The organism is Lysobacter sp. Soil_N_23 (assembly GCF_057656135.1).
The window spans coordinates 72,807-97,777 of record NZ_JBDGKY010000008.1 but is presented as its reverse complement, the minus strand read 5'-3'; the positions used below and the strand labels follow the sequence as shown (position 1 = coordinate 97,777).

Sequence of the window (24,971 nt, the reverse complement as noted above, 5' to 3'; positions counted from 1 at the left end):
CCGGCCAATACCGCCCAATCCCATCGATCGCCGTCGATCGGCGGCAAACGGCAATGAAGTCGTATTCATTGGGTCCCGATGCCGGGCCGGCGCGGGCGCGTGTTTGAATCCCCGTAGCCGCGCTGGAGCGGGAGGGGCGAGTCTTGGGAGCCGTGATGAAGGGACGTGGGTGGGCTGCTGCAGCGGCAATGTTGTGCGCGATGACCGGGATCACCCCGTCTGCGGCCCAAGGCTGGCGGCATGTCGGCGTGGTCGACCGGGTCGACGTCCAGGCCAACGGCGCCGAGGTTGTCTCCGGCCCGGCGAAGTTGCGCGTGACGGTGATCGGCGAGGGCGTGTATCGGGTCACCCTGGCGCCCGACGGTCGCTTCGATGCGACGCCGTCGTGGGCGGTCGTGCCCGGCGCGCCGCCGGCACAGGTCGACGTCGCCGATTCGGCCGATGCGGTCAGGATTGCGTCGGGCGATGTGATCGCCGTGATTCGCAAGCAACCGTTGCGCGTGGAGTTTGCCGATCGCAATGGCCAGGTCCTGCTGGCCGACTCCGCGCAGATGCCGATGGCCTGGTCCGACAGCCCGCACGGACCGCGCGTGCGCAGCTGGAAGGAGATGCCGGCCGATGCGCATTACTACGGACTGGGCGACAAGGCCGGCCCGCTCGACCGCCGTGGTCGCGCCTTCACGATGTGGAACTCCGACGCCTACGCGTGGCAGGGCTACAGCGATCCGCTCTACAAGTCGATCCCGTTCTTCATCGGGCTGCGCGCCGGCACCGCGTACGGCCTGTTCTTCGACAACACCTCGCGCAGCAGCTTCGATTTCGGCAAGGACTCGGAGGAGTACTTCTCCTTCGGCGCGGAAGGCGGCGCCCTCGATTACTACTTCATCGCCGGCCCGCAGCCGGCGCGCGTGCTGGAGCGCTACACCGCGCTGACCGGCCGCACGCCGCTGCCGCCGATGTGGGCGCTCGGTTTCCAGCAGTCGCGCTACAGCTACAACCCCGAGAGCAAGGTCCGCGAGATTGCCGCGCAGTTGCGCGAACACCGCGTTCCCAGCGACGCGATCTACCTCGACATCGACTACCAGCAGGGCTACGCGCCGTTCACCGTCGACCGCAAGCAGTTCCCGCGCTTCGAGCAGATGATCGCAGACCTGCGCGCGCAAGGGCTGCGCACGGTGCTCATCACCGACCTGCACATCAAGCACGCGCCGGGCACAGGCTATGCGCCGTTCGACTCGGGCATGGCCGCCGATGCCTTCATCCGCAACCCGGACGGCTCGCTGTACATCGGACCGGTGTGGCCGGGCGACGCGGTGTTCCCGGACTTCACCCTGTCGCGCGTGCGCGACTGGTGGGGCGGGTTGTACCGCAGCTTCACTGCGATGGGCGCGGCCGGCTACTGGAACGACATGAACGAGCCGTCGGTGTTCAACGTACCCGGCAACACGATGTCGCCCGATGCGGTGCATCGCATGGACGACGGCAGCCAGCGCGATCATCGCGCCATCCACAACGTCTACGGCATGCTCAATGCGCGCGCGACCTACGAGGGTCTGCTGAAGCTGCAACCGGAGCAGCGTCCGTTCGTGCTCACGCGTGCCGCCTACGCCGGCACCCAGCGCTATGCCGCCACCTGGACTGGTGACAACACCGCCAGCTGGCATCACCTCGCGCAGAGCACGCCGAACCTGTTGAGCCTTGGGCTGTCGGGCATGGCATTGGCCGGCGACGACGTCGGTGGTTTCATCGGCTCGCCGCCACCGGACCTGCTGACGCGGTGGTTCCAGCTCGGCGCTTTCAATCCGGTGTTCCGCAACCATGCCGCGACCGATACGCGTCCACACGAGGCCTGGGTCGACGGACCGCAGCACGAGGCGCTGCGCCGCGAGGCAATCGAACTGCGTTACCGGTTGATGCCCTACCTCTACACCGTGGCCGAAGAGAATGCGCGCAACGGCCTGCCGATCATGCGGCCGGTGTTCCTGCAGTACCCGCAGGCGGAAGCGTTCTACGGCAACGACCGCGATTTCCTGTTCGGGCCGGATCTGTTCGTGGCGCCGGTGAGCGATGAACGGATGGATGCGCACCAGATCGTGCTGCCGCCGGGCGAGTGGTATGCGTTCGGCACCTCGCAGCGCCATGTCGCGCAGAAGGACCCGATCAAGCTCGATCCGCGGCCGGTGACGACGCCGCTGTTTGCGCGCGCCGGTGCCATCGTGCCGATGCAGGCGGTGGTGCAGCACACGGGTGAGAAACCGGCAGGGCCATTGCAACTGCAGGTGTATCTGCCCAAGGCCGGTGGCGAATGTGGTGGATCGCTGTACCAGGACGATGGCGAGAGCCAGGCCTACAAGGGCGGGGCTCTGCTGCGTGTTGCGTATGCGTGCGAGGTGACAAGGCGCGGGGCGGCGGTGACGTCGCATGTCGTGCACGACGGGTTTGCGCCGTGGTGGGGCGATATCGAGGTGACGGTGTATGGGGTGGCTCGAAAGCCTTCGTCGCTGCGCGTTGACGGGAAGGCGGTTGGCGACTGGAGCTTCGATGCTGCCAAGCAGGCAGTCGCCATGGTCGTGCGCGATGGACGGCGCGACTGGAAGGTGCACGTGGCGTACTGACGCCCATCCCCTCTCCCTGGCCGCTTTGCGGCCTGTCCCTCTCCCACAAGGGGAGAGGGTTTAGCGCTTCCTTCTCCCCTCGCGGGAGAAGGTGCCCGAAGGGCGGAAGAGGGGGAGGCTTTTCGCCGTTGCTCTAGTTCGCCCAGGGCTTCGCCAGCGTAACCTTCACCGCCCGCACCCCCGGCGTCGCCCGCAGTTTCGACGCCAGCTCCGCATCGATCCGCACCGACTGCGTGCCGTTGAGATCCAGCATGCCCGCGCTGCCCTTGCGCACCAGCAGGTCCAGGCGGATCGGCGTCGAGCCCGGGCGATTGCCCGCCAGCACCGTATCGACGCGCTGCCACGTGCCCGGCTCGCGCAGGTCCAGCCGCAGCGACAGCCGCTGTGCGTTACGCGTGCACACCTGCTCGTAATCCCAGCAGCGCACCGCACGCAGCGCGAAGCCGCCGCTGAAGGTGTCCTCGCGCAGGTTGCCCTGGATCACCAGCAGGCGGTCGCGCACCAGCAACTGCGCGAACTCGCTGTAGGTCTCGTTGAAGAAGGCGCATTCGATGCGGCCGCGGCCGTCCTCGATCTGCACGAACATCTGGCTGTCGCCCTTCTTGCGCAGGCCGACGACCTGGCCGGCGACGACCGTCTCCACTTCCTGCCGCCAGCTGCCACGCGCCGGTTCGGGGCGGTTCTCCCAGATCTTCTCCAGCCCGGCCAGGTCGTTGCCGATCAGGCTGCGGACTTCATCGCGGTACGGATCGAACGGGTGGCCGCTGAGGTAGTGGCCGAGCGTGTCGCGTTCGCCGTTGAGGATCTGCGTCAGCGGCCATTCGTCGGTCTCGGGCAGGTCGATGTGCAGCGCCGGCGCCGTCGTGTCGAAGCCGCCGAACAGCGACACCTGTCCGGCCTCGCGCTCGCGCGCCAGCTGGTCGGTGGCCTTGAGCACTTCCGGCAGCTGCAGCATCAGGCTCGCGCGGTTCTTGCCGAGCTTGTCGAGCGCGCCGGCCTGGGTCAGCGCCTCCAGTGCGCGGCGGTTGAGCTTGCCGCTGTCGACGCGCTTGGCGAAATCGAGCAGGTCCACGAACGGGCCGGCGCGGCGTGCTTCCACGATCGCTTCGCAGGCGCCGCGGCCGACGCCCTTCACCGCGCCGATGCCGTAGCGGATCGTAGTCGCGTCCTTGGCCTCGAACATGTACGCCGATTCGTCGACGTCCGGGCGCAGCACCGTCAGCCCCATCACCCGGCATTCGTCGAGGAAGGAGGTGACCTTGTCGGTGTTGTCCATGTCCGACGACAGCACCGCGGCCATGAACTCCGACGGGTAGTGCACCTTCAGCCAGGCGGTCTGATACGCGACCAGCGCATAGGCGGCCGAGTGCGACTTGTTGAAGCCGTACTCGGCGAACTTCTCCATCAGGTCGAAGATCGGGCTGGCCTGGCGCGCGGCAATGCCACGCTCGGCGCAACCGGCCTCGAACTTGGCGCGCTCCTTGGCCATCTCCTCGGGCTTCTTCTTGCCCATCGCGCGACGCAGCATGTCGGCGCCGCCGAGCGTGTAGCCGGCCAGCACCTGGGCGATCTGCATCACCTGTTCCTGGTACACGATGACGCCGTAGGTCGGCGACAGCACCGGTTCCAGCGATTCGTGCGGGTAGGAGACTTCGGTGTTGCCGTGCTTGCGATCGACCCATTCGCGGTCCATCCCCGAGCCCAGCGGGCCGGGACGGAACAGCGCGGCCAGGGCGATGATGTCCTCGAAGGTGTCGGGGCGCGCGCGCTTGAGCAGCTCGCGCATGCCGCGCGATTCGAACTGGAATACCGCGACCGTGTCGCCGCGTGCGAACAACTCGTAGCTGGCCTTGTCGTCGAGCGGCAGTGTGGCGATATCAAGCACTGACTCGCCGGTGGCGGCGCGGCGCTTGTTGATCGCCTTCACCGCCCAGTCGATGATCGTCAGCGTGCGCAGGCCGAGGAAGTCGAACTTGACCAGGCCGACGGCTTCGACGTCGTCCTTGTCGAACTGCGTGACCGGGCTCTTGCCGCGACCCTCGCCGTCGTGTTCGGCGAACAGCGGGCAGAAGTCGCTCAGCGGGCTCGGCGCGATCACCACGCCGCCGGCGTGCTTGCCGGCGTTGCGAGTGAGGTCCTCCAGGCTGCGCGCCAGGTCGAGCAGATCGCGCACGTCTTCTTCGGCGTGGTAGCGCTGGATCAGGTCGGGCGAGGCGAGGTTGTTGTCCGACTTGGCCGCTTCCGATTCGCCGAGCGCGTCGTCAAGCGAGATGCCGAGCGTGTTCGGGATCAGCTTGGCGATGCCGTCGACGAAGCCGTACGGATGGCCGAGCACGCGCCCGCTGTCGCGCACCACGGCCTTGGCCGCCATGGTGCCGTAGGTGATGATCTGGCTGACGCGGTCGCGGCCGTACTTGCGCGCGACGTAGTCGATGACCTCGTCGCGGCGGTCCATGCAGAAGTCGATGTCGAAGTCGGGCATCGACACGCGTTCCGGGTTGAGGAAGCGCTCGAACAGCAGGTCGTAGGGCAGGGGATCGAGATCGGTGATGCCCAGTGCCCACGCCACCAGCGAACCGGCACCGGAACCACGGCCCGGGCCGACCGGGATGTCGTGGTCCTTGGCCCAGTTGATGAAGTCGGCCACGATCAGGAAGTAGCCCGGGAACCCCATCTTGATGATGACGTCGAGCTCGATCTCCAGGCGCGCGTCGTACTCTTCGCGGGTCTTGCCGGGCGCCAGCGGTGCCTTCTCCAGGCGCTTGGCCAGGCCTTCGCGCGCGCTGTTGCGCAACCACGATTCGATGGTGTGCTCGCTCGGCACCGGGAATGCCGGCAGCGCGTACTCGCCGAGCTTCATCTCGACGTTGCAGCGCGTGGCCAGCGAGACCGCGTTGTCGATCGCATCGGGGACGTCGGCGAACAGCTGCGCCATCTCCTGCGACGACTTCAGGTACTGCTCTTCGGTGTAGTCCTTGGGCCGCTTGGGATCGTCGAGGACGCGGCCGGAGGCGATGCAGACTCGCGCTTCGTGCGCATCGAAGCCATCGCGATCGAGGAAGCGCACGTCGTTGCTGGCGATGACCGGAATGCCGCGCATCGATGCGGCATGCAGGGCGAACGAATTGAACGCGTCCTCGCCGTCGCGACCGGTGCGGGTCAGCTCCAGGTGCAGGCGCTCGCCGAAGGAGCCACGCCAGTCGGCCAGCCAGGCCTCGGCCAGTTCGTGGCGGCCGCCCACGGCCATGCGTCCGGCCAGGCTGTGGCGACCGACCAGGGCGAACAGGCCGGCGTTGTCCTCGCGCAGCCACTCCGGGCGCAGGGCGACGCCGTCGGTGCGGTGCCCTTCCATCCAGGCGCGGCTGAGCAGGCGCGACAGCGTCAGGTAGCCGTTGCGGTCCCGGCACAGCAGGGTCATGTGCGAGGCGGCTTCGTTGCCGTCGGCCAGGCCGACGTCGGCGCCGATGATCGGCTTGATGCCGACGCCTTCGGCCGCCTTGTAGAACTTGACCGTGGCAAACAGGTTGTCCAGGTCGGTCAGCGCCACCGCCGGCTGCGACAGCGCCACGCAGCGTTTGACCATCTCGCCGATGCGGATCGTCGAGTCGGCGAGGGAGTACTCGCTGTGCAGGTGGAGATGAACGAAACGGGTTGCTGTCATGCTGTCCTGGAACGCGGCGCCCACGGCCGGCGCGGCACAGGCCAGCCTATCAGTCCGGCCGGCGCGTACAAGCCTTGACAGTCTCCCGCGGCCCCGCCCGCCCACTGTAGGAGCGAGCTTGCTCGCGATTCGGGCGCCCGGTTCGCGAGCAAGCTCGCTCCTACCACGTCACTACTCCGGTCAACTGACGCGGAACAACTGCGCCGGCAGGTTCCAAGGCGCGTAGTGCTGCTCGCGAACCCACAGCATGTGCTGCCACAGCGCCAGTTCGTCGAGACGGTCGCGTACCCACGCCGCGCGCTTGGCGGGCGGTGGCCCGGCCGGGTGCTCGATGCGGCGGTAGTCGCAGTAGTCGCGGTAGTCCTCGACGTCGTCGGCGAAGGCCGGCCAGGCCAGTTCGATCATCAGCACATCGTCGAGCTGGCCGAGCACCGGCGTGTGGTCGGCGATCAGGTCGTCCTCGCGGTCGATGTAGGCCAGCAACTGGCCGATCCGCGCGCGCGTCGCCGCGTCGCTGTCCCAGTCTTCGTCGGCGAGCATCATGCGCAGTTCGTGCACGCGCTGCAGGCGCGAATCGATGACGTCGTGGGCGCGGTCGGCGGACAGCTTCAGCAGCCAGGCCGCCAGTTGCTGCAGGCGGTCGGCATTGACGCGCGGGGCATCGGCATGAATTTCGTGCAGCAACTGGTCGAAGCGTGCGACCGCGGCTTCGGCCAGCGGGATCTCGTCGGCGTAGTGACGCGCCTGCATGCCGCTGTACATGTGGTCGAACGGCAAGGGTTCGGGGGTGGGTGTCGGATGGTGCTGACGCATGACACACCTCGCTTCCGGCCGGGTGGGTCTGGGCTCGCATTGGGCCGGCGGTGTGCGAGCCGGGAGACCCATGATGCGCCTGCGCCCGTGAAGTGTCGGCGGTCAATGGTGACCGTGACCGATGGCAGCAGTGAACAGGCAACAGCAGGAGGCCGCCTTTCGGCGGCCTCCCGTGCTTCTCCAGGCGCCTTCGCAGGGGCCAGCTTGCTGGCGACCACGTCGGCGTCGCAGGTTCGCCAGCAAGCTGGCTCCGACGATGCCGCCGTTCAGTGCACGCGGAACATCGACACTGAACCGGGCAGGTAGCTGCTTTCGCGGATCTGGCGCTCGTGCTCGGCGTAGACGGCTTCCTCGAGGCGCATCTGCTCCCAGTCCTTGCGGCTGAACTCGAACGCCGCCACCGTGCAACCGCGGCGGTGCGCTTCCACGCTGCGCAGGCGGACGTAATCGAGGTAGTCCTCGACCTCGGCGACCAGGCGCGGCCACGCGGTGTCGACCACGATCGCGTCGTCGAGACGGCCGACCTTGGGCAGCCAGTCCGGGATCAGGTCGTCGCGGCTGCGGGCGTAGTCGACGATCAGCTGGGCGGTATCGACGGCGTCGTTGGCCGGCTCCCACTGGGCGTCACCCACCATCTGCTCGACGGCGGCGATCCGGCGCAGGCGCTGGCGGATGCTCGGCGGCGAGAAGTCGTGGATGCTGCGATCGCACAATTCGCGTGCCGCGCTGGCCAGCTGGTCGGTGTCCAGCGGATTCCGGGTCCGGCCGAGGCGGGCGAGCAGGCCGTTGAAGCGGTCGACATCGGCGCTGCGCAGATCGAAGCCATTGATGTTGTGGCGACGGCCCGATCCTTCGAACGGCACGTCCAGGATCGTCGGCAGGGAAGCGGACTGCTGGGTCGGGTTGGAAATAATGGCGTTCATGACGGTCTCCGTGGGGGGATGGCACCGTTCTTGCGGCGCCGGATCAGGTTCCTCCACCGGCAGACATGAGTCATGATGGCCGTGCGTGCCTTTCCTCACCGTCCGCTCTGGTTGATGAGGGCGCCATGAGGTTTTGCCGATGAATCCGAACGGGATGGCAGGCCAGGGCGGGCTAACCACCGAAAGTTACCGATTCGACGACATCGTGGTCGATGCGACCGCGCATACCTTGTCGCGCGCGGGAATGGCGCAGACGGTCGAGCCGAAGGCCTTCGCGGTGCTGCTGATACTGCTTCGCCGTGCCGGCGAGCTGGTCGGTCGCGACGAACTGCTGGACGAGGTCTGGGGTCACCGCCATGTCACCCCCGGCGTCCTGACCCGCGTGATCGCCCAGCTCCGTCACGCCCTGGGCGACGACTCGCAGCGGCCTCGCTTCATCCAGACCCAGCACGCCCTGGGCTACAGGTTCATCGGCCAGCTCAAGGTCGCTGCGGATACCGCCGCGCACACGCTCGTTGAGCCGGCCGTCGTGGAGTCTGCCCTGGCAGAGCCGGCCGAGCCCATCGCCCGGGTCGGGCCGGCGGCGGATCCGCTCGAAGGCGTCGCCGCAGTCAGGCAATCAGTACCGCCGTCGCTGAACGTGGCGGCCAACGAGGCCGAAGCGCCCGCGACGATCGAAGGGGCCGTCGAAGCCGCCGGCTACCGCGCCGCCAGCGCCGGGACATTGGCTGACGAGGCCGGTTTCGCGCTGACGCCGGAAGAGGAAGCGACGGTTGCCGCGCCGGTGGTGACGCCGGCCGCGTTCGGCACTCGCCGCAGGGTGCTGGTGCGGCGCAGATGGTGGCTGGCCGCCGCAACGCTGCTGGTCATTGCTGCCGGCGGCTACTGGTTCGGCCAGCACGACCGCGCTGCCGCACCAGTGGCGGAGGCCTCGATCGCGGTGTTGCCCTTCGTCAGCCTCAGCACCGACAGTCGCGACAGCTACTTCGCCGAGGGCCTGGGCGTTGAAATGCATGACGCCCTGGCCGGCGTGCCCGGTCTGCGCGTGGTCGCGGCCCCCGGTCGCGGCAAGCAGCAGGTCGACATCAAGACCCTGGGCGCCCAGCTCGGGGTAGCGACGCTGCTCGATGCCAGCGTTCGCCGCGAGGGGCCCAGGGTGCGGGTCAGCGCGCGTTTGTCCGATACACGCACGGGTTTCACGTTGTGGGCCCATAGCTACGATCGCGAGACCGGTGACGTGTTTGCACTGCAAAGCGACATTGCCGACGAAGTGGTGCAAGCGCTGGTGGGCGTCCTGCCGGGGACCGGGCTGGATTCAGCGCGGCTGGCGTTGGCACGGCGTTTGACGCCGACCCGCAACGTCGCTGCCTACGACGCCTACCTCAAGGGCCAGCAGCAGATCCGCGAGCGCGGCGACAAGGCCAATCCCGACAGTGCGATCAACTACTTCCGTGGCGCACTGGCGATCGACCCCGGCTTTGCCCGTGCCCAGGCCGGCATCTGCCGTGCCGAGATCGACCGCTTCGAGGGCGCGCGCGACACCGGCGCGTTCGAACGTGCACAGGCGGCCTGCAAGCGCGCGTCGGACATGGATCCGTCGCTGCGCGAAGTAAGCCTGGCGATGGGCGACCTGCACCGTGCGCGCGGTGAGTACGATGCCGCCATCGAGCAGTACACGCACGCACTGGAGGATCCGGCGTTGCGTGCCGACGCCTACCTCGGCCTGGCCGGTGTCGCCAGTGCGCAGGGCCGTGGCGATCTCGCCGGTGACTATTTCGAGCGGGCCCGCAAGTTGCGTCCGCGCGATCCGGCCGTGTTCCGACAACTCGGCTACCACCAGTACACGAGCGGCAACGTGGCTGCGGCGATCGAGTCGTATCGCACGGCCGTGAAGCTGCGACCCGATGACTACGAGCTGTGGAGCAGCCTCGGCGGCGTCTACCAGGCCAGCGGCAATGCCGTGCAGGCGATCGCCGCCTACGAGCGCTCACTGGAGATCCGGCCCAACTACCCCGCACTGAGCAACCTGGGCTCGGTGAAGTACGACACCGGCGCCTATGCCGAAGCGGCCGCGCTGTATCGCCACGCGGTCGAGCTCGACGGCAGCGACTTCCGGCTGTGGGGCAATCTCGGCGATGCGCTGTCGGCTTCCGCGGCGACTGCGGCGCAGGCGCGCGAGCCTTACCTGCGCGCGCTGCAGATGGCCGATCGCTACCTCAAGCTGAAGTCCGACGACGCGCAGGGATTCGCGCAGGTTTCCTGGTTCCTGGCCAACCTCGGCGAGGACGCCAGGGCACGCGCGATGCTGGCCAAGGCCGAGTCGATCGCGACCGAGCGAGGAGAAGTCGCCTTCTGGGGCGCACAGACCATGGCCGTGCTCGACGACGTGCCCGCCGCGCACAAGCAGCTCGCGGCCGCGCGCAAGGCAGGCATTCCCGAAGTGCGCCTCGCAGCTGCGCCGGCACTGCGGCGACTTGCGGCGCAGGACATGACGGCATCGCGCGCCCCCTGAGCGGGGCGGTGATATCCAGGCCCGTCCCCCGCGGGCACAACCGAGGAGAAGAAGAATGAAAGCAGTAGCGCTAGCGGTGGCGGCCGTGTCCGTCACCGGATGCCTGGCCTTGTCGGGTTGCGGCAGCAAGGCGGAGGCGGCCGTATGCGGCAAGCAGACCTCCAACCAGGAGCCGGTCGAAATCAAGGTCGCCAACGGCCCGAGGGTCAGCGACGCCGAGTGCGTGGTGCTGCCCGGCAGCAGGATTGCCTGGGTCAATGACAAGGGCAACGACGTCCAGTTCAAGCTCAAGTTCAAGACGGCCAATCCCGGTGGCCAGGGAGCGCCATTGAAAGTGCCGTCGCAGAAGCAGGACGGAAGGTTCATGGTGCACATCACTGCAACGCAGCTGGCCCCCGGAGAAAAGGAACGTCGCTTCGAGTACGACATCGTGGCCAATGGCACGCCTCTCGACCCGGCGATCATCATCCGGGCTCCGTAGGCGATCCCGGGAGCAGGGCACTTGCACCGGCATTGAGCCGAAGGCCCGCTGGATGCGGGCCTGTTCTTTTTCACGACGCCGGTTGCGGCGTCACCATCGCCAGCGACTCGCGTACCGGCGCAAAGCTGCGGCGATGTTGCGGGCAGGGTCCGTGCCGCGTCAGCGCGGCAAGATGCTCGGGCGTGCCGTAGCCCTTGTGCTGGTCGAAACCGTAATGCGGCCATTGCGCGTGCAGCTGCTGCATGTGGCGATCGCGCGCCACCTTGGCCAGGATCGAAGCGGCCATGATCGTGCGGTCGCGTGCATCGCCACCGATCCATGCCTCGGCCAGGCAGGGCAGAGAGCGCGGCAACGCGTTGCCGTCGATGCGCGCCAGGTCGGCAACGTGGCTGACGGCGAACAGCGCACGGCTCATGCCCGACATCGTCGCCTGGTAGATGTTGATGCGGTCGATCTCCTCGACCGTGACGAATTCGATGTGCCAGGCCAGCGCCCGCTCGATGATGCGGTCGTACAGCATCTCGCGTCGTGCCGCGGTGAGCTGCTTGGAATCGTCCAGACCGTTGACCGGCGTGCGCCCGGGCGCGAACACGACCGCGGCGACCACCACCGGCCCGGCCAGCGGACCACGACCGGCTTCGTCGACACCGGCGATGCGCGGCGGCGACGGATCGCTGCGCACGCTCAGGTCCAGCGGCATCTGCGAACCGTCATTGGCCACGGCCGGCCTCGAGCAGTTCGGTGACGGCATCGGCGGCGCTGGCCGATGCGTCGCGACGCAGTTGCAGGTGCAGATCGCGAAAGCGCGGCAGCAGTGCCGCGGTCGCGGCCGGATCGTGCAGCCAGGTTGACACGGCCGCGGCGAGATTCTCCGGCGTGCAGTCGGCCTGCATGAGTTCCGGCACAACGCGCTCGCCGGCGAGCACGTTTGGCAGGGCGTAGTTGTCGACCTTGAGCATGCCCAGGCCCTTGACCAGCGCGTAAGTGCTGGCCGCGACCTTGTAGGCGACTACCATCGGCCGCTTGGCCAGCATCGCCTCGAGCGTGGCCGTGCCGGAGGCCAGCAACACCACGTCGCTGGCGATCATCAGCGTGCGCGCCTGGCCGCGGATGACGCGCAGGGCCGGCGTCAGCGCGATGCTGTCGGGATGCGCGGCCAGCACGCGCTGGAATGCCGCGCTGGCCTGCTCGTTGGCCATCGGCACCACGACCTGCAGCTGCGGGTCGCGCTGGAGCAGCAGTGCAGCGGCGGCGAGGAAGTCGGCACCCAGGCGCTCGATTTCGCCGACGCGCGATCCTGGCAGTAGCGCCAGCAGCGGCCGCGACAGATCGAGTCCGAGCTGGCGACGGGCCGCATCGCGATCGGGCTCCAGCGGCATCTCGTCGGCGAGCGGATGGCCGACGAAGCGCGCGTCTACGCCGTGGCGCGCGTAGATGGCCGGCTCCATCGGGAACAGGCACAGCACGCGGTCGGCGCTGCGCCCGATCTTCCCGGCGCGCTTCTCGCGCCACGCCCATACCGACGGGCTCACATAGTGCACGGTGCGCAGGCCGCGCTTGCGCAGCCACTTCTCGACACCGAGATTGAAGTCGGGTGCGTCGATGCCGATGAACACATCCGGACGCCAGTCCAGCAGCCGCTGGCGGAACTGGCGTCGCAGTCGCAGCAGGCGGGGCAGGTGGCGCAGCACTTCCGACAGGCCCATGACCGCCAGTTCCGAGGCGTCGTGCCAGGCATCCAACCCGGCGCCGCGCATCTGTTCGCCGCCGATGCCGGCGAACTCGGCGTTTGGGTGGCGCTGGCGCAGCGCTTCGATCAGGCCGGCACCGAGCAGGTCGCCGGAAGCCTCGCCGGCGCACAGGGCGATGCGCGGAGCGGTGGGGGATGGACTGGCGGATTGCGTCAAAGCCGGCTCGCGTGATGGGTGGCGGCAGGACCGCGATTGCGAACGGATGATAGCCCAGCGACGTCGCGCTCGCGCCTCCCGTCATCCCGGCGAAAGCCGGGATCCACCTTGCTGTTGCCTTTGCGTCATAGCGCACGTGCAACGTCAAAGTGGGTCCCGGCTTTCGCCGGGACGACGAGCAACGCCTCAGCGCAGCAGCGGTCGCTCACCGGCATCGACGAACGCCAGCACCGCGCGCACGTCGTCGCTGTCGCCGGCCAGCTCGGCGAGCTTGGCCCGCGCCTCTTCCAGCGTGCCCCCGGACATGTACAGCGCCCGGTATGCGCGCTTGATGGCGCTGATGCGTCCGGCGTCGAAGCCGCGGCGCTTGAGCCCTTCGCTGTTGATGCCGCGCGGGCGGCCGTAGCCGTCCTGGGCGACCATCACGAACGGCGGCACGTCGCCATTGACCAGCGCACCCATGCCGATGAAGGCATGCGCGCCGATACGGCAGAACTGGTGGATGCCGGCGAAGCCGCTGAGGATGACGTGGTCGCCGACTTCGACGTGGCCGGCCAGCGTGGCGTTGTTGGAGAACACGCAGTGGTTGCCGACGACGCAGTCGTGGGCGACGTGGGTGTAGGCGAGCATCCAGTTGTCGTTGCCCACGCGAGTGACGCCGCCGCCGGTGCCGGTGCCGCGGTTGACGGTGACGAACTCGCGGAACAGGTTGCGCTCGCCGATCACCAGTTCGACGCGCTCGCCCTGGTACTTCTTGTCCTGCGGCTCGCCGCCGATCGCGCAATGACCGATGAAGCGGTTGTCACGGCCGATGCGGGTCGGGCCGATGACGCTGCAGTGCGGGCCGAACACGGTGTTCTCGCCGACCTCGACCTCCGCCCCGATGTAGCACAGCGCACCCACCTGCACGCCGGCCGCCAGGCGCGCACCGGGTTCGACCACGGCGCTGGCGTGGATGCTGGCGGTGGGATGGATGTGCGGTTGCGCCATGACTCAGGCCTTCGCCTCGGCGCAGACGATCTCGGCGCAGGCGACCTGTTCGCCGGCCACGCTGGCGACGCCCGAATAGATGGCGACGTTGCGGATCACGCGCTTGAGGGTGACATCCAGGTCGAGGCGATCGCCCGGAACCACCATCTTGGAGAACTTGGCGTTGTCGATCTTCACCAGGTAGAACAGGCGGCCGTCGGCCGTGGTCTGGCTCGACAACTGGGTCAGGATGCCGCCGGCCTGCGCCAGCGCTTCCACCACCAGCACGCCCGGCATCACCGGGTGGTCGGGAAAGTGGCCCTGGAAGTAGGGCTCGTTGCTGGTGACGTTCTTGTAGGCGAGTACGCGCTTGTGCGCTTCGAACTCGACCACGCGATCGACCAGCAGGAACGGATAGCGGTGCGGCAGCAGCGTCCGGATGGTTCTGACGTCGATCGGTAGTTCCACGGTATGGCTCATCAGGGGTCCTTTCAGCCGGTCCGTCGCTGTCGGAGGGTGTCCGCAGCGCGGGCCAGCATTGCAGTAATCAGGGGCAAAGCGGGTGAAGGCGCCCGGGCGAGGGCACCGGCTCAGTCCTGGCGTCGGCCCGGCAGCCGCCGCGCGATGGCGTCGAGCTGCTTGAAGCGCGCGGCATTCTTGCGCCAGCTGCGATTGTCCATCAAGGGCGTCCCGGAGGAGTACTCACCGGGCTCGCGGATCGAACTGGTGACCAGGCTCATCGCGGTGATGACGACCTTGTCGCATATTTCCAGGTGGCCCAGCACGCCGGCGCCACCGCCGATGAGGCAATAGCGGCCGATCCGGGCGCTGCCGGCGGCGGCCGAGCAGCCGGCCATCGCGGAGTGGGCGCCGATGAAGACGTTGTGGCCGATCTGGATCTGGTTGTCGAGGCGGACGTCCTCTTCGAGCACGGTGTCCTCGATGGCGCCGCGGTCGATGGTGGTGTTGGCGCCGATCTCGCAGTCGTCGCCGATGACCACGCCGCCCAGCTGCGGCACGTTGAGCCAGCGGCCGGCTTCCATCGCCAGGCCAAAACCGGCCGCGCCGATCACCGCGCCAGGATGGATGACCGCGCGCAGGCCGATGCGGACCCGGGTGACCAGGGTGACGCGGGCGATCAGTTCGGTGCCGGCGCCAACCACGCAGTCATCGCCGATGACGCAACCGGCTCCGACAATCGCGCCGGCTTCCACGCGGCTGCGCGCGCCGATGCTGACGAACGGGCCGACGTGCGCCTGCGGATCGACGCTGGCGGTCGCGTCGATCGCTGCCGACGGGTGAATGCCCGCCTCGCGCAGCGGCCTGGGCTCGAACAACGCCGACATCTTGGCGAAGGCCGCGTAAGGGTCGCGAGCAAGCAGTGCGGTGCCGGAGAAATCGACCGCGTCGTCCTCGCGCATCACCACCACGCCGGCGCCACTGCTGGCCAGCTGGCTGCGGTACTTCGGGTTGGCGAGGAACGCCAGCTGTTGCGGCCCCGCCTTGGCCAGCGTGCCTACGCCCTCCACGCGCGTCGCGCCGTCGCCCTGCACGCGCAGGGCGAAGCGCTGTGCCAGTTCGGCTGCGCTGAAGGACGGACCAGGCATGCTCGAACCCGTTGCCGGCTGGTTAGAACGTGCCGCCGAAGGTGAACTGCAGGCGCTCCAGTTCGTCCCCCTGCTCGATCACGGTGCCGTTTGCATTCCTGACGTCGTCCTGCTTCTTGAGCGGGTACGCGTAGCTGATCGAGATCGGACCCATCGGCGAGCGCCACATCAGTGCGACACCGGTCGAAGCGCGCAGCTCACCGGCGTCAAAACTGTCGTAGTCCTTGTAGACGTTACCGAAGTCGACGAACGCCGAAACGCGCGCCGCCGGCGTATCGAGCAGGGTCGGGAAGTACATTTCCAGCGAGCCGACGGTCTTGAACGCGCCACCGAGCGGCTGGTTGAACTCGCGCGGGCCCAGCGTGTTGTCGGTGAAGCCGCGCACCGAGCGCACGCCACCGGCGTAGAAGTTCTCGAAGAACGGCAGGCCATCGGCGGTGATGGTGCGGATGTAGTCCGCGCTGCCCGGCGGGCAGACGTAGTTGCCAGGCGTTGCGCACAGGTCGCGCGAGGTGGCGTCGCCGTAGCTGTCGCCGTAGCCCAGTTCGGCGCGGGTGTTGAGCACCAGGTGACGGTTGAGCGGCCAGAACTTGGAGATGTTGTAGTTGAGCTTGTAGTACTCGACGGTCGAGCCGGGCAGGGTCGCTTCCAGCCAGACGCGCTGCTGCATGCCGCGGGTCGGGGTCAGGAAGCTGTCGAGCGAGTTGCGGCCCCAGCCCAGTTCCGCGCGCCAGGCGTGGAACGTGCTGCGATCGAGCGCGTTGATGTAGTCGACGATGCTCGGCGGAGTCGAGCCGGGGAAGATCAGGATTTCGTTGGTGTCCACGCCCAGCATCGCCGTGACGGTGTCGGTCTCGGTGATCGGCAGGCCGAAGACCGCCTGCGCGGCGCCGGAGTTGGTGGAGTACTGGGCGGTGTTGAAGTCGGAGTAATCGAGTTCGCGCCACCACAGGTTGTAGCCCAGCGACAGGCCGTTGTCGGTGAAGTACGGATTGCGGAACGAGAAGTCGTAGCGCTGCATGTAGTCGTTGCGCTGCGCCTGCACCGACACCTGGTTGCCGCTGCCGAGGAAGTTGGTCTGCGACAGCTGCACCTGCGCGGTCAGGCCCGACAGCTGCGAGAAGCCCAGGCCGAACACGAAGCTGCCCGACGTGGTTTCCTTGAGGTTGTAGACCACGTCGACTTCGTCGTTGCTGCCGGCGACCGGCACGGTCTCGACGTCGACGGTCTCGAAATAGCCCAGCTGCTGCAGGCGGATCTTGGAACGGTCGATCGCCGCCTGCGAGTACCAGGAGCCTTCGAACTGGCGCATCTCGCGGCGGATCACTTCGTCGCTGGTGCGGCTGTTGCCCTTGAAGGCGATGCGGCGCACGTTGACGCGCGGGCCCGGCACGACCTGCATGTTGATGCCGACGGTCTTGTCTTCGCGATGGACGTCCGGGATCGGATTGACCTGGGCGAAAGCGTAGCCGACGTTGCTGAGCGTGGCGATGATCGAGTCGGAGCTGATCTCGAGCAGGCGGCGGGAGAAGATCTGCTCCGGCTTGACCAGTACCAGGCGCTCGATCTGCTCCTTGGGCAGGATCGTGTCGCCGGTGACCTCGACGCTGGACACCTTGTACTGCTCGCCCTCGGTGACGCCGGCGGTCAGGAACATGTCCTGGCGGTCGGGGCTGATGGAGACCTGGGTGGAGTCGACGGCGAAGTCGACGTAACCGCGGTCGAGGTACCAGGAGTTGAGCTTCTCCAGGTCGCCCGACAGCTTCTCGCGCGAATACTGGTCGTCGCGCTTGTACCAGCTGAGCCAGTTGTGCTCGCGCGATTCCCACTGCTCGAGGATGGCCTTGTCCTCGAACTTCTCGTTGCCGATCAGGTTGACGTGGCGGATCTTGGCCGCCTTGCCTTCCTTGACGGTGATGGTGACGTCGACGCGGTTGCGGTCCAGGCGCGAGACGGTCGGGTTGATCTCGACGTTGTACTTGCCGCGGTTGTTGTACTGGCGGGTCAATTCCTGGGTGACTCGGTCCAGGGCGAGACGATCGAATGTATCGCCTTCCGACAGGCCGGCTTCCTTCAGGCCCTTGAGCAGGTCCTCGGACTTGATGTCCTTGTTGCCGGTCAGCGTCAGCTTGTTGATGGCCGGGCGCTCGGTGACGGTGATGACCAGGATGGTGCCCTGGCGGCCGACATTGACGTCCTCGAAGAAGCCGGTCTTGTACAGCGCGCGGATCGCGTCGCCGGCCTGCGAGGCGTCCATCGTGTCGCCACGCTCGACCGGCAGGTAGGTGAAGACCGTACCGGCGGAGATGCGCTGCAGGCCGTCGATGCGGATGTCGCTGACGGTGAACGAGCCGATCGGCGCGATCTGCGCGCCGGTTGCATCCGGTGCGCCCGACAGTGCGAACGGATCCACCGACTGCGCCAGCGCGGGCGGGGCTGTGGAATTCAGCGCCGCGACGAGGGCGAGGGCAAGCAGGCGGCGGTTAGGGGTTCGCGTCATTAGTACGTCCGGAAGAGGGTCTTGGAGGCCCGGAGCCGGGCGTCGGGTCGAGAAGGCAGGGAGCGTCGCCGGCATCAGTGCACCAGGTTGTTCACGATGTCGTTGAAGAACGCCAGGCCCATCAGCCCGGCGATCAATGCCAGGCCGACGTACTGTCCGGCCGCCATGGCGCGTTCGCTGACCGGACTGCCCTTGACCAGCTCGATAAGGTAATACAGCAGGTGACCGCCGTCCAAGATCGGTATCGGCAGCAGGTTCAGGATGCCCAGGCTGAGCGAGAGCATCGCCAGCATCGACAGGTACCAGGCGGCGCCATGGTGGGCGTAGGCGTTGGCCGCGCGGGCGATGGTGATCGGCCCGGCGACGGTATTCTGTACGGACACCCGGCCGGTGAAGGCGCGGCCGATCATGGCGAACAGCTCGTTGGCCTGGTGCACGCTTTCGCGGACCGCGGCCGGGATGGCATCGATCGGACCGTAGCGCAGCAGTGCGTCCTTGGCCGGTTCCTGCGCGCGGGCCGACTGCAGGCCCAGCCCCCAGTAGTCCTGGCCGGTTTGCGGATGCTTCATCCGCGCCGGCTGGATCTCGAGGGCATGGCGTTCGCCCTTGCGCTCCACCTCGACCATCGCGATGCCGCCGCGCGCGCCGAGCTTTTGCACCAATGGGCCAATGTCGTCCCAGGAGTTGACCGGATCACCATCAATTGCAGTGATTCGATCGCCTTCGTTGAGCACGCCGAAGGCCGGCTGGTCCGGCACGACGCGCCCGACCACGGCCGGCACCAGGCCGTGACGCGGGGTCAGGCCGATCGCCTCGACCGCGCGGCGCTCGTCGAACGATGCCGGCAGGCGTGACAGCTGCAGCTTGCGGGTGACCTCGCCGCCGCTGGCGGTGCGCACGCGCAACGCGATGTCGCTGTGGTCGAGCGCGGCGGGAATCAGCGCCAGTTGCGCTTCGCTCCAGGTCGGCGTGTCGCGGTCGCCGATGGCCAGCAGCGTGTCGCCGCTGCGCAGTCCCGCGCTCGCAGCCAGGCCCTGGGCCTCGCCGACCACGGGAGCGTAGTCCGGGCGGCCGATCACGAACATCGCCCAGAACAGGCCGACGCAGAGCAGCAGATTGGCGACCGGGCCGGCAATCACGATCGCGATGCGCTTGAACACCGACTGGCGATTGAACGCCTGGTCGAGTTCGCCGGCCTCGACGTCGCCTTCGCGCTCGTCGAGCATCTTGACGTAGCCGCCGAGCGGGATGGCCGCGACCACATACTCGGTGCCGTCCTTGCCACGGCGCGACCACAGCGCCTTGCCGAAGCCGATCGAGAAGCGCAGCACCTTGACGCCGCAGCGGCGCGCGACCCAGTAGTGCCCGAACTCGTGAAACGTGACGAGCACGCCGAGGCTGACGAGCAACCACCAGATCGAGCCGATGAACTCACTCATGTATGTCTGGGCTCAGGAGAATGTGGTTGTGGGTCATGCGCGGGCACCCGCGGCGCCTGCAGCGACGGCCTGACTGGCATGATGCCGTGCCTGGGCATCGGCCTCGCGCAGCGCCGCCAGCGACATCGCCGGGGTGGAGGGGAGCGCGGCGAGGGTGTCCTCGACCAGCGCCGGTATCGCTAGGAAACCGATCCGGCGCTGAAGAAATGCTGAAACAGCTACTTCGTTGGCTGCGTTGAGCACCGCCGGGGCGGTGCCGCCCGCGGCCAAGGCCTCGAACGCCAGGCGCAGGCAGGGGAAGGCCTGCAGGTCCGGCGGTTCGAAATCCAGGCGGCCATGGGCCAGCAGATCGAGCCCGCCGACGCCAGACTCCATCCGCTCCGGCCAGCCGAAGCCGACCGCCAGCGCCGTGCGCATGTCCGGCAGGCCCAGCTGGGCAATGGTGGACCCGTCGATGAACTCCACCAGCGAGTGCACCAGGCTCTGCGGGTGCACCAGCACCTGGATCCGGTCGCCGTCGACGCCGAACAGATGGTGCGCCTCGATGACTTCCAACCCCTTGTTCATCAGCGTGGCCGAATCGACCGAGATCTTCGGCCCCATCGACCACTTGGGATGGGCGACGGCCTGCTCCGGCGTGACCTGGGTCAGGTCGGCGCGTGCGCGACCGCGGAACGGTCCGCCCGATGCCGTCAGCAGGATCCGTCGCAGGCCCCGGTGCGCATGCGCATCGGGAAGGCACTGGAAGATCGCATTGTGTTCGCTGTCGACCGGCACGATGGTCGCGCCGCCCGCCTGTGCTGCCTGCATCAGCAGTTCACCGGCGAGCACGAGCGATTCCTTGTTGGCGAGCAGGATGCGCTTGCCGGCCCTGGCCGCAGCCAGGGTCGAGGGCAGGCCGGCCGCACCGACGATCGCCGCGACCACGGTGTCGCAGGCATCGGCGGACACGAGCGCGTCGAGCGCGTCGTCGCCACAGTGCGGTTGCGTCGCCAGACCAGCATCACGCAGGCCATCGGCCAGTGCCTGCAGGCCGCGGCTGTCCGCGACCACGGCGTGGTCGGGACGATGCTGCCGGCACAGTTCGATCAGCGCCGCCACGTTGCTGCCGGCTGCCAGCACGCTGGCGCGCAGGCGCTGCGGATGGCGCGCGATCACGTCCAGCGCGGACGTGCCGATGGAACCGGTGGCCCCCAGGACGGCGACATTGCGGGTACTGACCGACATGCTCAGAAGCCCAGCACGGCCTTGCCGAGTGCAAACACGGGCAGCGCGGCCAGCACGCCGTCGACGCGGTCGAGGATGCCGCCGTGGCCCGGGATCAGGTTGCCCGAATCCTTCACCCCGACATGGCGCTTGAGCAGGCTCTCGAACAGGTCGCCGACCACCGAGAACAGCACCGCCAGCAGCGCGACCACGGCCACGGCCGGCAGCTGCGCCGGCGTCGCGCCGGCGAACAGGGCGAAGACGATGCCGACGATCACGCCGCACACCACGCCGCCGAGCAGGCCTTCGATGGTCTTGTTGGGGCTGATCCGCGGCGCCAGCTTGCGGCCACCGAACAGGCGCCCGCCAAAGGTGCGTCCGGCGAAATAGGCGCCGGTGTCGGCCGCCCAGACGATCGCCAGCGCGGTCAGCAGCCAGCGATGGCCGTTGGGCTGGCTCGAGTGGATCCAGGCCAGGGCGCACCAGGCGGGAATCATGCTCAACGCACCGGCGGCGAGCTTGAACACGCGCGCGTTGCTGTCATGGTCCCTGGCGAACTCGTAACGGCCCAGCCACAGCAGCGCCAGCAGCCACCAGATCACGCCGATCATGCTCGCCAGCTGGAACAACGCCATCGTGTAGCCGGCGCTCGAACGCGAGGCCCACACCAGCGCCACCATCACCGCCAGGTTGGCCACCAGCAGCACGGTGCGGGCCAGCGTGTCTTCGATCTGCGCCAGGTCGAACCATTCCCACAGGCCGGCCAGGAACAGCACCGCGGCCAGGGCCACCATCCACGGTGTCGGCAGCAGCAGGATCGCGGCAATCGCGAGCGGCGCCATCACCAGGGCGGCGAGCAGGCGGGTTCGGGTCATTCGGAAGTCTCTTTGGTGGCGGGCAGCCGGTCCGGCGCGGGCGCGACCTGGGCGCCGGTCAGGCCGAAGCGGCGCTGGCGGCCGGCGTAGTCGTCCATGGCGCGCTGAAGTGTCGCCGCATCCAATTCGGGCCACAACAGGTCGGTGAACCACAGTTCGGTATAGGCCAGCTGCCACAGCAGGAAATTGCTGATGCGGGTTTCGCCACCGGTGCGGATGAACAGGTCCGGGGGCGGCAGCTCGGCCAGGCAGGTGCGGGCGCCCAGGGCGTATTCGTCGATGTCTTCTGCCGAGAGCCGGCCGGCAGCGACATCCTGCGCCAGCGAGCGGGCCGCCTGGGCAATGTCCCAGCGACCGCCATAACTGGCGGCAATGGTCAGGTGCAGGCGGGTGTTGGCGCGGGTCCGGTCCTCGGCGGCGGCCATCTGCTTGCCGATGGCTTCGGCGAAGCGTTCGCGCTCGCCGATGAAGCGCACCCGCACGCCGCGCCGGTCGAGTTCGTCGACCTCGCGTTCCAGTGCGCCCAGGAACAGCTTCATCAGCGCGCCGACTTCCTCTTCCGGCCGCCCCCAGTTCTCGCTGGAGAAGGCGAACAGGGTCAGCGCCTCGATGCCCTGTTCCAGGCAGAAGTCGATGCAGACATTGACCGCGCGCGCGCCGGCGCGATGGCCGATGACGCGCGGGCGGCGGCGGCGCTCGGCCCAGCGACCGTTGCCGTCCATGATGACGGCAAGGTGGCGCGGGACACGCGCGGCGGCGATGGCAGGTTCGGAAGACATGGCGGGACGGGTAGACCCGTCAAACCGCCATAAGTTCTTGCTCTTTGGCCTTGACCACCTCATCGACGTCCTTGATGGCGGCGTCGGTGACCTTCTGGATCTCGATCTCGGAGCGGCCGACGTCGTCTTCGGTGATCTGCTTTTCCTTCAGCAGTTCCTTGACTTGGTGGTTGGCATCGCGGCGGATGTTGCGGATGGCGACCTTGGCGTCCTCGCTCTCGGAGTGGACGAGCTTGGACAGTTCCTTGCGGCGCTCCTCGGTGAGGGCGGGCAGGTTGAGGCGGATCACGGTGCCGGCGGTGTTCGGGGTCAGGCCCAGGTCGGAGGCGAGGATCGCCTTCTCGACGGGGCCGACCATCTGCTTTTCCCACGGCGTGATGATCAGCGAGCGCGCGTCGGAGACCTGGACGGAGGCGACCTGCGACAGCGGCATGTCGGACCCGTAGTAGTTGACCTTCAGGTGGTCCACCAGCGCGGTCGAGGCGCGGCCGGTGCGGATCTTGATCAGGGTGTGGCGAAATGCTTCGACGCTCTTGGCCATGCGGTTCTGGGCATCTTTCTTGATCTCGTTGAGCATCGCCGGCTCCGTTCCATTAGCGGTAATCGCGGGATTATAGCGGGCCGGGGCGGGGTAGGCGTAGGAGCGAGCTTGCTCGCGAGCCCTCGGTCAGGCGCGGTAGCCATCCAGGGGCCGACGTCGGAATGGAGGTTCGCGAGCAAGCTCGCTCCTACATCCCCTACGAATGGTCGTGCCCGTGGCCGTGCGGCGCCCGATCGTGGCGATCGTGCTCGCAGGCCCGGCCCAGCTCGACCTGCAGGGTCGGGTGGTTGATGCCGTAGCGTTCGTCGAGCTCGCGGTTCAGCTGGTCGATGAACTCGTCGTGGTCGCCCTGGTCGGGGCGGACCAGATGCGCGGTCATGGCGATCTCGCCCGCGCCCAGGGACCAGATGTGCAGGTGGTGGACGGCCTGGACCCCGGGCCGCGTGGCCAGGAAGTCCTGCACCTTGCCGCGATCGATGCTCGCCGGCACCGCATCCATGGCGGCATTGAAGGCATCGCGCAGCAGGCCGAAGGCGCCGATCGCCACGACCGCGCCGATCAGCACCGCGATCGCCGGGTCGAGCCAGGCCCAGCCCAGCCACCACATGCCGGCGCCGGCCAGCACCGCGGCCAGCGACACCGCGGCGTCGGCGATCAGGTGCAGGAAGGCGCCACGGCGGTTGAGGTCTTGGTCGTGGCCGTCGCGCACCAGCCAGGCCGCACCGAGGTTGACCGCGATGCCGAGTGCGGCGACCAGCATCACTGGCAAGGCCGGGATTTCCGGTGGGGCGTTGAATCGCCGCACCGCTTCCCACGCCAGCGCGCCGGAGAACGCCACCAGCAACAAGGCATTGGCCAGCGGCGAGAGCAGGGTGGCACGGCGCCAGCCATAGGTGTGGCGGTCGGTCGGCGCGCGCTTGGCCAGCACCGCCGCGCCCCAGGCCAAGCCCAGGCCGAGCACGTCACCGAGGTTGTGCAGCGCATCGGACAGCAGCGCCAGCGAATTGGTCGCAAAGCCGTATCCGGCCTCGAGCACCGTGTAGGCAAGATTGATCAGCGTGACGGCGGCGAATGCGCGCGTCGCGTTGGCAGCGTGGTGATGATGTCCATGGCCCATGCCGGCATGGTGGCATGGCGGGAAGGCCGGACTCTATTACAGCCGCAGTGTTCAAGCCCCTCTCCCGCAAGGCGGGAGAGGGGTTGGGGTGAGGGCATTCGCGCCAGCAAGGCCAAAGCGCCCTCATCCGCTCTGCGGGCACCTTCTCCCGCAAGCGGGAGAAGGGAGCAACTTCAGCCCTTCCTGCCCTGCACCAGCGTGCCGATGTGCTCGCCGTGCAGGATCTTCAGCAGCGTGCCCGGCTGGCCCATGTCGAAGATGCGCAGCGGCAGGTCGCTGTCGCGGCACAGGGCGAAGGCGGCCGTGTCCATCACCTGCAGGTTGCGGGCGATCACTTCGTCGTAGCTGAGCTTGTCGTAGCGGACCGCGTCGGCGTGCTTCTTCGGATCCTTGTCGTAGACACCGTCGACCTTGGTCGCCTTCAGCAGCAGGTCGGCGCCGATCTCGATCGCGCGCAGGGCGGCGCCGGAGTCGGTGGTGAAGAACGGGTTGCCGGTACCGGCGGCGAAGATCGCCAGGCGGCCCTTTTCCATGTGGCGGATGGCGCGGCGGCGGATGTAGTCCTCGCACACGTCGTTGATCTTGATCGCGCTCATCACCCGGCACTTGGCGCCGAGCTTCTCCAGTGCGTCCTGCATGGCCAGGGCGTTGATGACGGTGGCGAGCATGCCCATCTGGTCGCCGGTGACCCGGTCCATGCCGCCGGCGGCCAGGCCGGCGCCGCGGAAGATGTTGCCGCCGCCGATGACCAGCGCCACCTCGGCCCCGGCCTGCTGGGCCTCGATCACCTCGCGGGCCAGCCGGCTGATCATCTTCGGGTCGATGCCGTAGTCCTCGTCCCCCATCAGCGCCTCGCCGGAAAGTTTGAGCAGGACACGGCGATAGGCGAGCTGGGACATGACGACCTCGTTGGGATGGGCAAACAGCGGAATTGTACGGGATCGGCGGGCCGACCCTCGGTGAGGGGGCGGCGGGGGGCCGGCGAGGGGTTGGGGTGAGGGCGAACTGGGCGCCTGGAGGGAATGA

Annotated in this window: 19 protein-coding genes; 3 read left to right on the top strand and 16 right to left on the bottom strand. The window is 68.1% G+C overall.

The features are described 5' to 3' along the window. The first annotated feature begins 200 nt into the window (after positions 1-200). Complete coding sequence (locus AC3A3X_RS08295) at positions 201-2,615, top strand: glycoside hydrolase family 31 protein (RefSeq protein WP_487582552.1); 2,415 nt, start codon at positions 201-203, stop codon at positions 2,613-2,615. Between the two features lie 133 nt (positions 2,616-2,748). Here the strand turns inward: AC3A3X_RS08295 and dnaE are convergent, their stop codons facing one another. From dnaE to AC3A3X_RS08280, 3 genes are all read right to left on the bottom strand, one after another. After that, positions 2,749-6,276, bottom strand: coding sequence for a DNA polymerase III subunit alpha (gene dnaE, locus AC3A3X_RS08290; protein WP_487582551.1), 3,528 nt, complete (start codon positions 6,274-6,276; stop codon positions 2,749-2,751). Between the two features lie 180 nt (positions 6,277-6,456). Further along, complete coding sequence (locus AC3A3X_RS08285; protein WP_487582550.1) at positions 6,457-7,089, bottom strand: YkvA family protein; 633 nt, start codon at positions 7,087-7,089, stop codon at positions 6,457-6,459. A 266-nt stretch (positions 7,090-7,355) separates the two neighbouring features. Then, the gene (locus AC3A3X_RS08280; protein ID WP_487582549.1) at positions 7,356-8,012 is read right to left on the bottom strand and encodes a hypothetical protein; all 657 of its coding nucleotides are present in this window, start codon (positions 8,010-8,012) and stop codon (positions 7,356-7,358) included. A gap of 139 nt (positions 8,013-8,151) precedes the next feature. Here AC3A3X_RS08280 and AC3A3X_RS08275 point away from each other — a divergent pair, with 139 nt between their 5' ends. Together AC3A3X_RS08275 and AC3A3X_RS08270 are read left to right on the top strand one after the other, a co-directional pair. Further along, positions 8,152-10,524 (top strand): tetratricopeptide repeat protein, encoded by a 2,373-nt coding sequence (locus AC3A3X_RS08275; protein ID WP_487582548.1) that lies wholly within the window; start codon positions 8,152-8,154, stop codon positions 10,522-10,524. A 55-nt stretch (positions 10,525-10,579) separates the two neighbouring features. Next, on the top strand, positions 10,580-11,005 hold the full coding sequence (locus tag AC3A3X_RS08270; RefSeq protein WP_487582547.1) for a hypothetical protein: 426 nt from the start codon (positions 10,580-10,582) through the stop codon (positions 11,003-11,005). Positions 11,006-11,075: 70 nt separating this feature from the next. Here AC3A3X_RS08270 and rnhB read toward each other — a convergent pair whose 3' ends face one another. The 13 genes from rnhB to pyrH form a co-directional block, all read right to left on the bottom strand. Further along, on the bottom strand, positions 11,076-11,705 hold the full coding sequence (gene rnhB / locus AC3A3X_RS08265) for a ribonuclease HII (protein ID WP_487582593.1): 630 nt from the start codon (positions 11,703-11,705) through the stop codon (positions 11,076-11,078). A 10-nt stretch (positions 11,706-11,715) separates the two neighbouring features. Further along, positions 11,716-12,960, bottom strand: a complete 1,245-nt coding sequence (gene lpxB / locus AC3A3X_RS08260) for a lipid-A-disaccharide synthase (protein ID WP_487582592.1) — start codon at positions 12,958-12,960, stop codon at positions 11,716-11,718. A gap of 138 nt (positions 12,961-13,098) precedes the next feature. Continuing rightward, positions 13,099-13,902: an acyl-ACP--UDP-N-acetylglucosamine O-acyltransferase gene (gene lpxA / locus AC3A3X_RS08255; RefSeq protein WP_487582546.1), complete on the bottom strand. Its 804-nt coding sequence runs from the start codon at positions 13,900-13,902 to the stop codon at positions 13,099-13,101. 3 nt (positions 13,903-13,905) lie between these two features. After that, complete coding sequence (gene fabZ, locus AC3A3X_RS08250) at positions 13,906-14,361, bottom strand: 3-hydroxyacyl-ACP dehydratase FabZ (RefSeq protein WP_487582545.1); 456 nt, start codon at positions 14,359-14,361, stop codon at positions 13,906-13,908. 110 nt (positions 14,362-14,471) lie between these two features. Then, complete coding sequence (gene lpxD / locus AC3A3X_RS08245; RefSeq protein WP_487582544.1) at positions 14,472-15,488, bottom strand: UDP-3-O-(3-hydroxymyristoyl)glucosamine N-acyltransferase; 1,017 nt, start codon at positions 15,486-15,488, stop codon at positions 14,472-14,474. A gap of 22 nt (positions 15,489-15,510) precedes the next feature. Beyond that, entirely contained in the window at positions 15,511-17,988 is a 2,478-nt protein-coding gene (bamA, locus tag AC3A3X_RS08240; protein ID WP_487582543.1) for an outer membrane protein assembly factor BamA, read from the bottom strand. Positions 17,989-18,062: 74 nt separating this feature from the next. Beyond that, on the bottom strand, positions 18,063-19,427 hold the full coding sequence (rseP, locus tag AC3A3X_RS08235) for an RIP metalloprotease RseP (protein ID WP_487582542.1): 1,365 nt from the start codon (positions 19,425-19,427) through the stop codon (positions 18,063-18,065). A 33-nt stretch (positions 19,428-19,460) separates the two neighbouring features. Then, a complete protein-coding gene (locus tag AC3A3X_RS08230) occupies positions 19,461-20,654 on the bottom strand; it encodes a 1-deoxy-D-xylulose-5-phosphate reductoisomerase (RefSeq protein WP_487582541.1) in 1,194 nt (397 codons plus the stop codon). A 2-nt stretch (positions 20,655-20,656) separates the two neighbouring features. Further along, entirely contained in the window at positions 20,657-21,508 is an 852-nt protein-coding gene (locus AC3A3X_RS08225; RefSeq protein WP_487582540.1) for a phosphatidate cytidylyltransferase, read from the bottom strand. Then, positions 21,505-22,287, bottom strand: a complete 783-nt coding sequence (uppS, locus tag AC3A3X_RS08220; protein WP_487582539.1) for a polyprenyl diphosphate synthase — start codon at positions 22,285-22,287, stop codon at positions 21,505-21,507. Before uppS ends, AC3A3X_RS08225 begins: the two co-directional genes overlap by 4 nt. Before the next feature lie 19 nt (positions 22,288-22,306). Further along, positions 22,307-22,864 (bottom strand): ribosome recycling factor, encoded by a 558-nt coding sequence (gene frr / locus AC3A3X_RS08215; protein ID WP_487582538.1) that lies wholly within the window; start codon positions 22,862-22,864, stop codon positions 22,307-22,309. Between the two features lie 160 nt (positions 22,865-23,024). After that, positions 23,025-23,945, bottom strand: a complete 921-nt coding sequence (locus AC3A3X_RS08210) for a cation diffusion facilitator family transporter (protein WP_487582537.1) — start codon at positions 23,943-23,945, stop codon at positions 23,025-23,027. A gap of 173 nt (positions 23,946-24,118) precedes the next feature. After that, entirely contained in the window at positions 24,119-24,844 is a 726-nt protein-coding gene (gene pyrH, locus AC3A3X_RS08205; protein WP_487582536.1) for a UMP kinase, read from the bottom strand. Positions 24,845-24,971: the final 127 nt, after the last annotated feature.

Bases quoted from the DNA above. Each gene is read 5' to 3' on its own strand.
- pyrH (WP_487582536.1), bottom strand. From the start codon at position 24,844: ATGTCCCAGCTCGCCTATCGCCGTGTCCTGCTCAAACTTTCCGGCGAG.
- rnhB (WP_487582593.1), bottom strand. From the start codon at position 11,705: ATGCCGCTGGACCTGAGCGTGCGCAGCGATCCGTCGCCGCCGCGCATC.
- fabZ (WP_487582545.1), bottom strand. From the start codon at position 14,361: ATGAGCCATACCGTGGAACTACCGATCGACGTCAGAACCATCCGGACG.
- frr (WP_487582538.1), bottom strand. From the start codon at position 22,864: ATGCTCAACGAGATCAAGAAAGATGCCCAGAACCGCATGGCCAAGAGC.
- AC3A3X_RS08295 (WP_487582552.1), top strand. From the start codon at position 201: ATGACCGGGATCACCCCGTCTGCGGCCCAAGGCTGGCGGCATGTCGGC.
- rseP (WP_487582542.1), bottom strand. From the start codon at position 19,427: ATGAGTGAGTTCATCGGCTCGATCTGGTGGTTGCTCGTCAGCCTCGGC.
- lpxA (WP_487582546.1), bottom strand. From the start codon at position 13,902: ATGGCGCAACCGCACATCCATCCCACCGCCAGCATCCACGCCAGCGCC.
- AC3A3X_RS08270 (WP_487582547.1), top strand. From the start codon at position 10,580: ATGAAAGCAGTAGCGCTAGCGGTGGCGGCCGTGTCCGTCACCGGATGC.
- uppS (WP_487582539.1), bottom strand. From the start codon at position 22,287: ATGTCTTCCGAACCTGCCATCGCCGCCGCGCGTGTCCCGCGCCACCTT.
- AC3A3X_RS08275 (WP_487582548.1), top strand. From the start codon at position 8,152: ATGAATCCGAACGGGATGGCAGGCCAGGGCGGGCTAACCACCGAAAGT.
- dnaE (WP_487582551.1), bottom strand. From the start codon at position 6,276: ATGACAGCAACCCGTTTCGTTCATCTCCACCTGCACAGCGAGTACTCC.
- AC3A3X_RS08285 (WP_487582550.1), bottom strand. From the start codon at position 7,089: ATGCGTCAGCACCATCCGACACCCACCCCCGAACCCTTGCCGTTCGAC.
- AC3A3X_RS08225 (WP_487582540.1), bottom strand. From the start codon at position 21,508: ATGACCCGAACCCGCCTGCTCGCCGCCCTGGTGATGGCGCCGCTCGCG.
- AC3A3X_RS08210 (WP_487582537.1), bottom strand. From the start codon at position 23,945: ATGGGCCATGGACATCATCACCACGCTGCCAACGCGACGCGCGCATTC.
- AC3A3X_RS08280 (WP_487582549.1), bottom strand. From the start codon at position 8,012: ATGAACGCCATTATTTCCAACCCGACCCAGCAGTCCGCTTCCCTGCCG.
- AC3A3X_RS08230 (WP_487582541.1), bottom strand. From the start codon at position 20,654: ATGTCGGTCAGTACCCGCAATGTCGCCGTCCTGGGGGCCACCGGTTCC.
- lpxD (WP_487582544.1), bottom strand. From the start codon at position 15,488: ATGCCTGGTCCGTCCTTCAGCGCAGCCGAACTGGCACAGCGCTTCGCC.
- bamA (WP_487582543.1), bottom strand. From the start codon at position 17,988: ATGACGCGAACCCCTAACCGCCGCCTGCTTGCCCTCGCCCTCGTCGCG.